Source organism: Enterococcus sp. DIV2371, assembly GCF_050498525.1.
Taxonomy (GTDB): domain Bacteria; phylum Bacillota; class Bacilli; order Lactobacillales; family Enterococcaceae; genus Enterococcus_B; species Enterococcus_B mangumiae.
Genome location: NZ_JBIPAJ010000001.1, coordinates 1,812,049 through 1,826,948 on the forward strand (window position 1 = coordinate 1,812,049; position 14,900 = coordinate 1,826,948).

A 14,900-nucleotide genomic window follows, 5' to 3' on the forward strand; every position below is an offset into this window, starting at 1 on the left:
CCATTTTTAGGAAAAAGAAAAAAAAGCGGCCTGACCACATTGTACAGTGCTTCGATGAAACCTAGAAGCTAAGGACAAATGAGTCAAACCACATTGCGTTTGTATCTATTGATCGAATAAAAAGCAATCCATTTTTTTATTAAGATGCTTGTTCTTTTAATTTTTCAGCAAACTCGTTGATTTTACGGATTCGATGATTGATCCCTGATTTTGAGATCGCACCAGATGGGATCATCTCACCTAGTTCTTTCAAGCTGACCTCAGGATGTTGCAAGCGCAATTCTGCGATTTCTTGTAACTTCTCGGGAAGAGCTTGTAACCCTACTCGAGCTTCGATCAACTCGATATTCTCGATTTGCTTTGATGCTGCATCGATGGTTTTATTCAAGTTAGCCGTCTCACAGTTGACTAAACGATTCACTGAATTTCTCATATCACGAACGATCCGCACGTCTTCAAAACGTAGCATCGAATTGGTTGCGCCAATCAGAGTCAAGAAATCCGCAATTTTCTCTGCGCCTTTTAGATAGGAGATATAGCCGTTGCGTCTTTCAAGTGTTCGTGCGTGCAAGCCGTAATAATTCAACATATTACAAATATCCTGATTATGTTGTTCGTAGATCGAATAAATCTCTAAGTGATAGCGACTGGTTTCCGGATTATTGACTGAACCCGAAGCCATAAATGCACCACGCAGATATGAACGCATTTTTTGCGCATTCCCCATGATCTCGTCTGACACATGACCATTGAACATCATACCATCCATGATATCCAAATCCATCAAGACATTTTTCGTTCCTTGCTTCAAGCGAACGATGTAGACGTTGTTCTTTTTCAATTTCATTTTCTTTCGTACGAGTAACTCACTGCGTACTTGATAATGATCTTTTAAAAGTGAGTAGATCCGACGAGCAATTGCGGCATTTTCTGTCTGTACGTTCAAGATGAATTGCTGGTTGACGATGCCAAGCGAACCATTCATACGTAACAATGCGGCTAATTCAGCTTTTGCATGTTCACGATGGACTTCTAAACCAGTCAATTCCTTTTTGACTTCTGCTGCAAAGGACACGTTGTCCACCTCCTTTTGATAAGTTTATTCTTCTTTATTGTTTTGACCCAAAGACTAAGCGGAAAAGTTCTTCAACGACTTTCTCTCCATCATGAAAGACTCCGCCATTTTTCAATTCTAAAAAGTCCGTAGAGATGACTCGACAGTTCTCTTCTCGCAAGCCATTAAAATCATGAGCGACTTGAACAAGGTATTCATCGTAGATTTCTGGATCCATGTAGTCTTCTGGGACTTTTTCTGTGTTCACCAACACTGTATCAATAAAAGGTTGTTCCAAATGTTGATGTAAGACACGGATATGATCCGCATCTGTAAAATGTTCGGTTTCCCCTTTTTGTGTCATGATATTGCAGATATAGACGACCTCTGCTTTAGTTTTGAGCATTGCTTCTCCGACTTCCGGGATTACTAAATTAGGTAAAATACTAGTGAACAAGCTACCTGGTCCTAAGACGACCATATCGGCTTCCATAATCGCCGAAACAACTTTACGTCCAGCTTTCGCTTCACTTTCATCATCTGTATTGCAAACAAATACCCGCTCGATGTTTTTGCGATCAAGCGCGATCTTCGATTCACCGATTGCAGTCGTTCCATCTTTGAACACCGCGTGTAAAGTCAATGGGGTCTCAGAAGATGGATAGATGTGCCCATCTACATGCATCATGCGAGATAAAAGCTGGATGGCTTCATAAGTACTCCCTCTCATTTCAGCGACAGCTGCAATGATCAAATTGCCAATGGTATGATTCGCTAAAAATTGATCTTCTTTTTTGAAGCGGTATTGAAAGATATCTTCATAAAATTGAGGCATATCTGATAATGACACCAAGACATTTCTTAAATCTCCTGGAGGTGCCATTGCAATCGATTTGCGGATCTCGCCACTACTACCGCCATCATCTGCTACGGTCACGATTGCCGTGATATCAGCCCCTTGATTACGCAAACTCTTCAAAATAACAGGTAAGCCTGTACCGCCTCCGACTACAACGATTTTAGGTTTTCGAATTCGGTAAGTTTTCATTTTCATGAGCGATTCACCGTCTCTTTACGCTTGTCTTTGTCACGGTGAGTCACGTTGACTTTATATGTTTCACTAAGCGCTTGAGACAATCTTTCCGTCAAAGCAACCGAGCGATGTTGACCGCCCGTACAGCCGATCGCTACTGTCAAACTGCTTTTTCCTTCTTTGATATATCCAGGCATTACTGTCTTTAATAAATCAAGGAATTTCAAATAAAACAATTCTGTTTCATCAAACGACATTACATAGTCATAAACCGGCTTATCTTTTCCAGTCAATGGTCTTAAATCAGCGATGTAGTGAGGATTTGGTAAAAAACGAACATCCATCACGATATCTGAATCGATCGGTAACCCATATTTGAAACCAAATGACACGAATTCGATACGGAACCCTTGATCATCTTTTGTTTTAAATGTTTGATTGATCTTTTCGCGCAACTGTCGTGGTGTCAAAGTCGTGGTATCGATAATAACAGATGCTTGCGCTTTGATATCATTTAAAATCGCCCGTTCCTTGCGAATCCCTTCCGTCACTAAACCGTCCATCGCCATCGGATGGGTTCTTCTTGTTTCTTTATACCGTGCAACCAATTCTTCGTCAGAAGCATCTAAAAATAAGACAGAAGTATCGATGAAATTTGTATTTTCGATTTCGATCAACATACTTTGGATCTCTTCAAAGAAAGAGCGTGAACGTAAATCCACACCTAGTGCCATTTTTGTGACTTTCCCTGATTCCTTAATTAGTTCCCAAAATTTAGGGATCAATGTTGGGGGCATATTATCGATACAAAAGTACCCCATATCTTCAAAGCTTTGAATCGCCACAGTTTTACCTGCGCCGCTCATTCCTGTAATGATTACTAGTTCTAAATTATCAGCCATCCGTATGGCCTCCTCTCTCGTTCTCCTTTAAAATTATATCATCCCGGGCGTATCATTGCTAGCTCGAATTAAATTCTTTTGTTTTTTTATATATAAAAATAGGAGAAAATAAACATTTCCTTCAAAAAATAAGCGTGGCATCCAAAAATTGAAATGATTTTCGGATTACCGCGCTTATTCGGCTGAACCCATGTGGAACAACTTCAGCCACAACTATTTTTACGATCAATTCGAACGCTTCACTCGTTCGGCCTGAGCAAGCTCGATCGTTCGATCAGCCAGTATCGACTGTGCATCGATCACTGGATAAGGATTGTCAGATGCAACTTCTTGCATTAGAGACAATTCGGTACACCCTAAAATGATCTTCTCACAAGCCAGACGTTCGACTGCTTCTTCTAAAATCTCATAATAGAGTTCTTTATTCAAATGATCAGACTCTTTGATTTCATGATAAATCAAATAATTCACTTTTTCTTGTAGTGCTTGATCAGGGATCACGACTTCAAATCCTAATGCTTTGATCTCTTTTTCATAAACACCAGCAAGAATACTCCCTTGTGTTGCTAAAACAGCCACTTTCCCTGTTGTCTTTTGTCGAACAAGTTCTTTGGCGGCTTCTCGTGGCATATGCAAGATCGGGATCGTTGTCTCTGCTTGCAAGTCATCAAAAAAGTAATGTGCCGTATTGCACGTCAAAACAATGAAATTCGGTTGTAGTAGATTTTGCTTTTTGATGTCCTCTACTAAATAAGGGACTGGATTTTCTTTTGTTTGATCCAAGATGTAGGCCGTTCGATCAGGAACTGTTGCATGATTAAATAATACATAGTTCAAATAATCCTGATCTTTGGCGGCTTTGACACGATGATTGATCAAGCGGACAAAGCTTTCCGTTGCCATCGTACCCATTCCACCTAAGATACTGAAAAAATTCTCCATGAACTAGCCTTCTTTCGAATGAAAGTATTTTTTAAACCTTGGAATATAGTTTCGGAACATATACGTCATCAATAACCAACGTTTCAATGAGTGGTCTTTGTCATAAAAGACGGTCGTTCCATATCGTTTTTCTTTGATCAATTTCAAAGCCTGTTGTTTTTGTTCGTTTTCTTTCGCATAAGTCATAAAGACTTTTTTTGGTACGCCCAACCATAGTTTCGCTTTGTCTGATTGGTTCGTTCCGTATGTTGTTCCAACGAATGGTTCATGAAAAACACGATCTTCTGTTAAAATACGTGCTAAATTCAGTCCATTGAGCGTTACAAAGAAACTGCTTCTTCCTTGACGAAGATTGATCTCAAATAATTTATATTCGCCATCTCGCGGATCATATTTCATATCGAAATTCGCAAAACCAGTATACTCGATCTTTTCTAGAAACGCTTTGATTGTTTGATAGATTTTCTCGTTGTAATCCGGCATGATCACGACATAGTTTCCGATAGAAGCTGGCGTAGGATCTTCAAGTAATGGATGGCCTAGGCACATCATTCTCACTTGGTGTTGCTCATCGACATACGCATTCAATACACGCATGTGACTATCATCGCCTGGAATAAAATCTTGAGCGATCATTTCGCTTGTATAACCCGCTTCATAGATTCGGCCTAATACCAAATCAAATTCTTCACGATTATCAATAATAAATGCTTTTTTACGTCCTTCAAATTGGACAGATAAATACTCGACACTATTTGCCGGTTTCAACGCTACCGGAAAATCGAAAGGCAACTCTTGTTCTAAGCGGCCATTGTTCAACATTTCTTTTCGGATGATCAATGTATTTGGGTAAGGCAGTTGATACTCTTCACATATCTCATAAAAGCTTACTTTATTCACCAATCGTTCAAAGAGTGAATAATCGATATAGGGACAGATAAATGTTTCAGAAAGCTCTTCTTTATGCTGAGAAATCAATTCCGCATATCCGTCGCCACAAGCTATCAGTAAATATTTTTTATTTTTATCCGTATACTTTTCTTTTGCCAAACGTCGCATCGTCTCAATAAAGACCGGATCTTGATCAAATCCTGGAATCACTTCAACGTTGACGATTTTGCTATAGCGGGTAGGCGCTAGTTGGTTCGACGCATAGGCTTGACATACCTTGCCATAAGCTTCATGAAATGAACGGGCCATCCCATAAACGTTCATATCGCTACCTAATAAAATAGGGATAAATGCTTCTTTTTCATTACTGTTCATAATTATCTCTCACTAACTTAATAATCTCTTGTTTTATATTTACACAAGGAATATCATACCATAAAGAAAAAAGCAATCAAAGGAATCTCCTCCGATTGCTCAATTCTTTTTTGAACGGATTGAACTTATAGGAAGTTTTTATCTATACCAATAAGTGTAGAAAGAACTACCATATAAAGTATTCTAGAATACTCGTGAAAAGAAAACAATACATAAAGCTTTCTTTTAATATTTTTTTAACTATAACAATAACGATTCTTATTTTTGCATGATTTTTTTCAAATAATGACCGGTATAGCTTTCTTTTACTTTCACCAATTCTTCTGGTGTACCAGTTGCTAAAATCGTACCGCCACCTTCGCCACCTTCAGGACCAAGATCGATCAAATGATCAGCGGTTTTGATGACATCCAGATTATGCTCGATGACTAAAACAGTATTACCGGCATCAACTAATCGTTGCAAGACATGTAATAAGCGAGCGATATCGTCTGTATGAAGCCCAGTTGTTGGCTCATCTAGGATATAGAAATTCTTTCCATTCGAAATTTTATGCAGTTCACTCGCAAGCTTCATCCGTTGCGCTTCTCCTCCGGATAAAGTCGTTGCTGGTTGTCCCATCGTGACATACCCTAAGCCGACATCGACGATCGTTTGCAGCTTACGATGGATCTTAGGGATCGGTTGGAAAAATTCAACCGCATCTTCCACTGTCATCTCTAAGATATCCGCAATACTTTTCCCTTTATAATGGACTTCCAATGTTTCCGAATTATAACGTTTCCCATGACAGACTTCACAAGGCACATAAACATCTGGTAAGAAATGCATTTCGATCTTGATGATCCCGTCACCACGACAAGCTTCACAACGTCCGCCTTTTACGTTGAAACTGAAACGTCCTTTTTTATAACCACGCATTTTAGCTTCATTTGTTTGAGCAAACAGGTCACGAATATCATCAAAGACACTTGTATAAGTCGCCGGATTACTTCGTGGTGTCCGTCCGATCGGGCTTTGATCGATATCAATAATCTTTTCGATCCCTTCATAGCCAGAAATCGTTTTGAACTTCCCTGGTTTCGCTGAATTACGGTTGATTTTTTGAGCAAGTGCCTTTTTCAAGATACTGTTGACCAACGTACTCTTACCTGATCCAGAAACACCAGTGACCGCCACAAATTCGCCTAATGGGAACTCAACGGAAATATTTTTCAAGTTGTTTTCTGTAGCACCAGTTATCTTGATTGCTTTGCCTGTACCTTTTCGTCTTGTTTCGGGAACTGGGATCGATTTTTTGCCCGATAGATATTGACCAGTCAATGAATGCTTATCTTTTGCCACTTGATCTGGCGTTCCAGCAGAAACGATCTCCCCGCCTTGATGCCCAGCCCCAGGACCAACATCGATCAAGTAATCTGCCGCACGCATCGTATCTTCATCATGTTCAACGACAACTAAGGTATTCCCAAGATCACGCATCTTCTTCAATGAACCGATCAAACGATCATTGTCTCGTTGATGCAATCCGATCGAAGGCTCATCCAAGATATAAAGCACGCCAGATAGATTTGAACCAATCTGAGTCGCTAAACGAATGCGTTGCGCTTCCCCACCTGATAAGGTTCCTGAAGCACGACTAAGTGTCAAATAATCAAGTCCCACATTTTCTAAAAATGACAGACGATCATTGACTTCTTTTAAAATTGGTCGAGCAATGACTTTTTCTTGCTCTGACAATGTCAGATTTTCAAAAAATTCAACGGCATGTTGGATCGACAACTCATTCGTCTGACCGATGTTCGTGCCATTGATTTGCACGGATAAAGCTTGCGGATTCAAGCGATAACCGTCACACGTCTTACAAGTCAATTCTGTCATATAAAGACGCATTTGTTCTCTTGTAAAATCACTGTTCGTATCGTGGTAACGGCGCTTGATGTTCGTCATCACACCTTCAAACGATGTTTCAACATCTCTGACCCCACCAAAATCATTTTCGTAATGAAAATGGAATGGCTCAGATGTGCCGTTCAACACGATTTCTTGATGTTCCAAAGGAAGAGCTTCAAATGGCGTATCCATATCGATTCCATAACTTTCACACGCTTGTGCCAACATTTGTGGATAATATTGCGAGCTGATCGGATTCCAAGGAATGATCGCTCCTTCATTCAACGTTTTGTTTTTGTCAGGGATGACTAGATCGATATCGACTTCTAATTTGACACCCAATCCATCACAATCCGGACAAGCTCCAAATGGCGCATTGAATGAAAATAAACGCGGCTCTAACTCACCGACTGTAAATCCACAATAAGGACATGCATAGTGTTCACTAAAAAGCATTTCTTCTTCACCGATCACATCGATCAGTACGTAGCCATCCGCTAAACGAAGAGCCGCTTCAATAGAATCGAACAAACGAGAGCGCACGCCTTCTTTCACGACGATCCGGTCAATCACGATCGCAATGTCGTGCTTTTTATTTTTTTCTAATTCGGGCGCTTCACTAACGTCATACGTTTCGCCATCGACCCGAACACGGACATACCCTTCTTTTTGGATACGTTCAAAGACTTTTTTGTGTTGTCCTTTTTTCTTAACGACGATTGGCGCTAATATTTGGATCTTCGTTCGATCAGGAAGATCCAACACTTGATCCGCCATTTGATCAACAGATTGACTAGTGATCTCGATATGGTCATTGGGACAGATCGGATGACCGACTCTGGCAAATAATAAGCGCAAATAATCATTGATCTCTGTTACTGTTCCAACAGTTGAACGAGGATTCTTGCTTGTCGTTTTTTGATCGATCGAGATCGCTGGACTGAGGCCATCAATGCTATCGACATCAGGTTTATCCATCTGACCTAAAAATTGACGCGCATAGGCAGATAAACTTTCCACATATCGTCTTTGCCCTTCTGCATACAATGTGTCAAAAGCAAGTGAACTTTTTCCTGAACCGGATAATCCGGTGACGACCACGAACTTATCTCGTGGAATCGTCACATCGATATTCTTCAAATTATGCGCCCTTGCGCCATGAATAATAATTTTGTCGTTAGCCATATGACTTCCTCCTACTCAGATGCTTTTAGTTCAAGAATCATATCACGCACATTGGCTGCGGTCTCGAAATCCAAAGCTTTCGCTGCATCTTTCATTTCTTTTTCTAACTTCATCAATAATGTTGCTTTTTCTTCTCTCGTCATTTCTTCATAAGAGACTTGAACCGTTTCTTTCGCATCATCTTCTGATTCCTTCGTGATCGAGATCAAGTCGCGAATCTCTTTGATGATCGTTTTCGGAACGATCCCGTGTTCTTCATTGTATTGTTGTTGGATGCTGCGACGTCTTGACGTTTCATCCATAGCTAGACGCATGGAATCCGTCACTTTGTCCGCATACATAATTACTTTACCTTCTGCATTACGTGCGGCACGTCCAATTGTTTGGACTAATGAGCGTTCGCTTCGTAAGAAACCTTCTTTATCTGCATCCAAGATCGCGACTAATGAAACTTCAGGAACATCTAACCCTTCACGTAATAAGTTGATACCGACTAAGACATCAAATTCACCTAAACGAAGATCACGAATGATCTCTGTCCGTTCCAGAGTCTTGATATCACTATGCAGATATTTCACTTTGATCCCTAACTCTTTGAAGTAATCCGTCAAATCTTCTGACATTTTTTTCGTCAATGTAGTCACGAATACCCGTTGGTCTTTTTCCACTCGTTCATTGATCTCACCAACTAAGTCATCGATCTGACCCATGATCGGTCGCACTTCGATCACTGGATCTAGTAATCCAGTTGGTCGAATGATTTGTTGGATCACCGTATCTGTTTGTTCATATTCGTATGGCCCAGGTGTCGCAGAGACGTAGACGATTTGATTGACATGCTGCTCAAATTCTTCCAGACGTAACGGACGATTATCTAGTGCAGACGGTAGACGGAAACCATAGTCTACAAGCATTTGTTTTCTCGCTCTGTCTCCATTATACATGCCACGGATCTGCGGCATCGTCACATGGGACTCGTCAATGACCATCAACGCATCCTCAGGGAAGAAATCTAATAACGTATAAGGCGGTTCGCCTTCTTTACGTCCATCCATATGTCGAGAATAATTTTCGATCCCAGAGGTATAACCCATCTCTAACATCATCTCAATGTCATAATTCGTTCGTTGCTCTAAACGTTGTGCTTCTAATAACTTGTTTTCATTACGTAGGACGGTCAAACGTTGCTCAAGCTCTGCTTTGATGTTTGCGACCGCATGTTCCATATGATCATCATCCGTTACAAAGTGAGTTGCCGGGAATATGGCTACATGTTCAGTTTCACCTAACACTTCCCCAGTCAAGGCATTCACTTCTCGAATCCGTTCCACTTCATCCCCAAAAAACTCAACGCGCAACGCACGTTCATCTCTTGAAGCTGGAAAGATCTCCACGACATCACCGCGCACTCGAAAACGACCGCGCTGAAAATCAATATCATTTCGTTCAAATTGGATGCTGACCAAATCTCGTATCAATTGATTACGATCCATCTCCGCCCCTTGTCTGATCGACACCACTTGTTTTTGGTATTCAAAAGGTGAACCTAAACCAAAAATACAAGAGACTGAGGCAATCACGATCACATCATTTCGTTCTAATAAAGAACTGGTGGCAGAGTGACGCAATTTATCGATTTCATCATTGACACTTGAATCCTTTTCAATGTACGTATCACTTGAAGGAACGTAGGCTTCTGGTTGATAATAATCATAATAAGAAACAAAGTATTCGACCGCATTGTTTGGAAAGAACTCTTTGAATTCTCCATATAATTGCCCAGCTAACGTCTTATTATGTGCAATGATCAAAGTCGGTTTATTGACTTTTTCGATCAGATTAGAAATCGTATAGGTTTTCCCTGTTCCGGTCGCCCCTAGTAAAATCTGTGCTTTTTTACCATCATTTATCCCTTCGACCAATTGGTTGATCGCTTCTGGTTGATCTCCAGCAGGTTGGTATTTCGACACCAACTCAAAATGGCGGGAGGTATCTCTTTCAATCATTCTTCGTCCTCCTTTTCATTCATTCCTTCTCTCTTTTCAACAAAAAAGAAAAGGAAAGCAAAGGCATTCCTTGTTTCTCTATTATACCACGGCGAACATACTTTCGCCAATTGAAAGTTTCAGATCTTATTGTAAATCTACCTCGCAAGGTTCGTGTTAGATTTTATTACATAGCATGTAACAAATCGCTACTTTTTTGAATTATTTTTTGTCGGAATCTTGTGTTAAGAATATCTTTTCGCCTATAATGTATTAATGTTGGAAATTATCGAAATTTTTATAGGAGGTTATTTATGAAAAAAAGAAACATGTTACAGACATTCCTTTTCATAATGACAGGACTTGTTACATTCGCACTGTACACACCTGTGCAAGCTGACGAGACGCAATCAACGACATCAAGTAGCGAGACGATGCAAAAAATAGAACCTAAAAAAGACGTTTACGTTATCGCAAGTGATTCAGCCTTTGCACCATTTGAATTCCAAAATGCAGATGGTGAATATGTAGGAATCGACGTCAGCTTGATGGAAGCTATCTCAGAAATGCACGGCTTCAATATTCGTATGGACTTCCGTGGTTTCTCTGCTGCACTACAAGCATTGGAATCTGGACAAGCGGATGGGATGATTGCAGGGATGACGATTACAGATGAACGTAAAAAAACGTTTGATTTTTCAGATCCTTACTTCCAAAGTGGCATCCAAATCGCAGTCAAAAAAGGCAATACTTCAATCAATTCTTATGAAGACTTAGAAGGAAAAACAGTCGGTGCAAAAGTTGGGACCGAAAGTGCAGACTTCTTAGTCGCAAATCAAGATAAATATGGCTACGAAATCAAATATTTCGATGCCGCAGATCAGTTATACGATAGTTTAAGAGTCGGCGCAATCGATGCCATGATGGACGACTACCCAGTAATCGGTTATGCCATCAAAAATGGACAAGAGTTAGAAACACCGATTGAAAGAGAAACTGGCGGCTCTTATGGTTTCGCAGTGAAAAAAGGCGAAAACCCTGAATTATTACAAATGTTCAACGAAGGATTAAAAGAACTAAAACGCACTGGCCAATACGACGAGATCATCAATGAATTCATCTCGACAGACGACAGCGAAGAAGCGCCAGCTGTTGATGAATCAACATTGACTGGCTTGATCCAAAACAACTATAAAGCATTATTAAAAGGGTTATGGCAAACGATCCTATTAACATTGATCTCATTTGCCTTGGCTTTAGTCGTCGGTGTGATCTTCGGACTATTTAGCGTGTCACCAGTCCGTGCATTGCGAACAGTTGCCAGCATCTATGTAGATATCATTCGCGGTGTTCCGATGATGGTACTTGCCTTCTTCATCTTTTTCGGTTTACCAAGTATCGTTGGATTTACGATTCCTGACTTTATCGCCGGGATCATTACATTGACCCTAAATGCGAGTGCTTATATCGCAGAGATCGTACGTGGCGGGATCAACGCAGTCCCTACTGGACAGATGGAAGCTTCACGAAGCTTAGGTCTCTCTTATAACCGCACGATGCAAAAAATCATTTTACCGCAAGCATTCAAAATCATGATCCCATCATTCGTCAACCAATTCGTTATCTCATTGAAAGATACGACGATCATCTCAGCGATCGGTGTGGTCGAATTGTTACAAACTGGACGGATCATTGTTGCTCGTACTACACAAAGTACGTATGTCTACTTGATCATCGCAGTGATGTACTTGATTTTGATCACTGCATTGACAAAATTAGCGAAAGTTTTAGAAAAGAAGGTGAAATAAGATGACAGAAAAAATCTTAGTCGAACATCTTGTAAAAAAATACGGAGACAACACAGTCTTAAATGACATCAACGTATCAATCAACGAAGGCGATGTCGTCTGCGTGATTGGCCCCTCCGGTTCAGGAAAGAGTACTTTTTTACGCTGTTTGAATCGCTTAGAAGATCCGACATCTGGTGATATTATCATCGATGGTGCTCATTTGATGGATAAAAACACAGACATCAACTTAGTGAGACAACACATCGGTATGGTGTTCCAGCATTTCAATCTTTTCCCGCACCTTTCTGTTTTGGAAAACATCATTTTGGCACCTATGGACTTGAAGAAGTTGTCACGTGATGAAGCAGAGAAAAAAGCAATCAAATTACTTGAAACTGTTGGTTTGGAAGATAAAAAAGATATGTACCCAGATAACTTATCTGGCGGACAAAAACAACGGGTTGCCATCGCTCGTGCGTTAGCAATGAACCCTGACATCATGTTGTTTGATGAACCTACTTCAGCCTTGGACCCAGAAATGGTCGGCGATGTGCTGAACGTAATGAAAAAATTAGCCAAACAAGGCATGACAATGGTCATCGTAACCCACGAAATGGGCTTTGCAAAAGAAGTCGCTAACCGCGTGATGTTCATTGATGGCGGAAACTTCCTGGAAGACGGCACACCACAACAAATCTTTGAAAATCCGCAAAACGAACGGACGAAAGACTTTTTGGATAAGGTGTTGGATATCTAATCGAAGAACAAAACTCCTGAAAACATCTGGAAAAATCAGATATTTTCAGGAGTTTCTTTTTATTGATTTTTAGCTAATGTTATATGATCAATCGATACCCATCCTTGCGCTTTGGCATTGACATAAATGCCAATTTCACTCGTACCAGAAGTAATTGGAATATCTTTGATCATCACCTTTGTCCATTCGCCACTTTTACTGATCGTAGCATTCAGCTCTTTACCACCATGATTTTTGATATACAACTGACTAGTGCTCAACTCTCCACCTGCCATCGTATAAGCAGTTAATGTATAGTTTCCCTTGCTTAATCCATTAACCGTTTGATACATCGACATTTGATACGCTTGGTCATCCCAAAATGTTGCTTTGTACGTTCCGGAAAAACCACCAGTTTCAGTTTTCAACGTATCGATTGCTGCACCATTACCTCGCCACACAGACCAGTTCGTCGGTGTATTCGTGAAGCCATTAAGTTCAAAACTTGGATTTTTGAGAATATTTTGCTGTCTTCCAGCTTCTTGAAACGCCTTTAAGCTGGGAAGTGCTTGTCCATTGAAATCAAACATCGCCTGGTTGTCCCACTCATTGCCTGTTTGAGATTGCACACCCAAATAGTTCATTCCAGCAGCTGTTGCCCAAGAGACATTGCCGTTATACCATAAAGGTTCCCAATAGAAAAAGCCATTTCCTTTTTCGTTTGGCACCGTTTGAATGCGTGTCACCAAATCATTTAAATATTCTCGTTGACCTGCTGGTGTTGCAGCATAACCTCCTGCAATTTCTTGTTCTGGTCCAAAAGCATTTGGCATATTATCCGCATTGGCAGTCGTGTGTCCATACGCAGTCTCTACCACGTTGACTTCTTTATCATATCGTGCACTGATCGTGTTCATCGTCGTTTGTAATGCATTCATTGAACCATGCCAATAAGGGTAATAGGAAAGACCGATCAAATCGTAATCTACCCCGCGTTTCGTAATTTCATCAAACCACCAAGTAAAGGCATCCGTATCTCCACCATCGGCTAAATGGAGCATGATTGGAGTATCAACAGGTTGCGTTTCCCTCACTCCACGAATCCCTGATTTCAAGAAATTCGCCAAACGATCAAACTCTCCTCCACCTTCCCCCCATGATTTCCCATCAGGCCAAAGCATCCCACTGTTTAATTCATTTCCGATCTGGATCATGTCAGGATATACGCCGTTGTTTTTCATCTCCGTCAAAACACTTTTCGTATAATCATATAAGGCCGTGTCAAGTTGTTCAAAATTATACTCTTTCCACGCTTTAGGGACATTTTGTTTGCCTGGATCGACCCAGAAATCACTATAATGAAAATCAAGTAACACTTTTAACCCTAAATTTTTTGCGCGTCTTGACAAAGCAATCGTTGTTTTCAAGTCATTTGTGCCTGCACCGTAAGAATTTCCTTGCTCATCATATGGGTTTTGCCATAATCGCAAACGAACATAATTGACCCCATTATTTTTTAAAATTTGCAAGGCATCTTTTTTTACACCATTTTCGTAATAAGACGCTCCGGATTTTTCCATATCAGCTAAAATCGAAACATCTGCTCCGCGAATCAATTCTTTCGCCTCCCCTTGATTTGTTCCGAATGTGAGACTTGCTAATGACACAAGCAACCCTATGACCAACACAAGCCAACCCTTAACTTTGTTCATCCTACGATCTCTCCTTTGATTTAAAATTGATCTAAAACAAACCTTACCGCTTTCTCAGGATCTCTAGTCAAACCAATATATTCTGCACCTTTTGTAGCAATCAATTTGATACCTAAACGATCTGTATCCTCCTTAATGTCTTCATAGTAAGATTGGACTTGTGGCGCCAAAACGATCATGTCAAAATCTGCCATCATTTCATAATGAGAGCCGTAAGCACCTGCTAAGGCACTGATTGGTGCATGAAATTCTTTTGCACCTTCTTTCAGGGCATTGGCAAGCATTGCGCTCGTTCCTGCACCTGCACATAAAACTAATACGTTAATTTCCTTTCCTGTTTCCACTAAATCAGCATTCTCCGTTGCAAGAACTTGGTTACTTGGAATTGTAACAGTCACTTTC

At 40.5% G+C, this 14,900-nt stretch carries 11 protein-coding genes; 2 read left to right on the forward strand and 9 right to left on the reverse strand.

Translation table 11 applies throughout. The annotated features are described in order from the left end of the window. Positions 1-139: 139 nt before the first annotated feature. The 7 genes from whiA to uvrB form a co-directional block, all read right to left on the reverse strand. Complete coding sequence (whiA, locus tag IGL24_RS08480) at positions 140-1,075, reverse strand: DNA-binding protein WhiA (protein ID WP_010735234.1); 936 nt, start codon at positions 1,073-1,075, stop codon at positions 140-142. A gap of 34 nt (positions 1,076-1,109) precedes the next feature. Further along, entirely contained in the window at positions 1,110-2,108 is a 999-nt protein-coding gene (locus tag IGL24_RS08485; protein ID WP_206855984.1) for a gluconeogenesis factor YvcK family protein, read from the reverse strand. Then, a complete protein-coding gene (gene rapZ / locus IGL24_RS08490) occupies positions 2,105-2,989 on the reverse strand; it encodes an RNase adapter RapZ (RefSeq protein ID WP_010735232.1) in 885 nt (294 codons plus the stop codon). Before rapZ ends, IGL24_RS08485 begins: the two co-directional genes overlap by 4 nt. 225 nt (positions 2,990-3,214) lie before the next feature. Beyond that, a complete protein-coding gene (locus IGL24_RS08495) occupies positions 3,215-3,931 on the reverse strand; it encodes an amino acid racemase (RefSeq protein ID WP_207700225.1) in 717 nt (238 codons plus the stop codon). 3 nt (positions 3,932-3,934) lie between these two features. Next, positions 3,935-5,200, reverse strand: coding sequence for a D-aspartate ligase (locus IGL24_RS08500; RefSeq protein ID WP_207700235.1), 1,266 nt, complete (start codon positions 5,198-5,200; stop codon positions 3,935-3,937). Positions 5,201-5,455: 255 nt separating this feature from the next. Continuing rightward, positions 5,456-8,275 carry an excinuclease ABC subunit UvrA gene (gene uvrA / locus IGL24_RS08505; RefSeq protein ID WP_207700226.1) on the reverse strand — a complete coding sequence of 940 codons (2,820 nt, stop codon included), beginning with the start codon at positions 8,273-8,275 and terminating at the stop codon, positions 5,456-5,458. Between the two features lie 11 nt (positions 8,276-8,286). Continuing rightward, positions 8,287-10,281, reverse strand: a complete 1,995-nt coding sequence (gene uvrB, locus IGL24_RS08510; protein WP_207115287.1) for an excinuclease ABC subunit UvrB — start codon at positions 10,279-10,281, stop codon at positions 8,287-8,289. A gap of 293 nt (positions 10,282-10,574) precedes the next feature. On the opposite strand from uvrB, the gene IGL24_RS08515 reads away from it, so the two are divergent. Together IGL24_RS08515 and IGL24_RS08520 are read left to right on the forward strand one after the other, a co-directional pair. Continuing rightward, positions 10,575-12,068: an amino acid ABC transporter substrate-binding protein/permease gene (locus IGL24_RS08515; protein WP_206855972.1), complete on the forward strand. Its 1,494-nt coding sequence runs from the start codon at positions 10,575-10,577 to the stop codon at positions 12,066-12,068. A gap of 1 nt (position 12,069) precedes the next feature. Further along, entirely contained in the window at positions 12,070-12,807 is a 738-nt protein-coding gene (locus IGL24_RS08520) for an amino acid ABC transporter ATP-binding protein (protein WP_206855969.1), read from the forward strand. Positions 12,808-12,866: 59 nt separating this feature from the next. Here IGL24_RS08520 and IGL24_RS08525 read toward each other — a convergent pair whose 3' ends face one another. Beyond that, positions 12,867-14,498, reverse strand: a complete 1,632-nt coding sequence (locus IGL24_RS08525) for a glycoside hydrolase family 53 protein (protein WP_207700228.1) — start codon at positions 14,496-14,498, stop codon at positions 12,867-12,869. 20 nt (positions 14,499-14,518) lie between these two features. Next, positions 14,519-14,896, reverse strand: a complete 378-nt coding sequence (locus IGL24_RS08530) for a lactose/cellobiose PTS transporter subunit IIB (protein WP_429966356.1) — start codon at positions 14,894-14,896, stop codon at positions 14,519-14,521. Between the last annotated feature and the right edge of the window lie 4 nt (positions 14,897-14,900).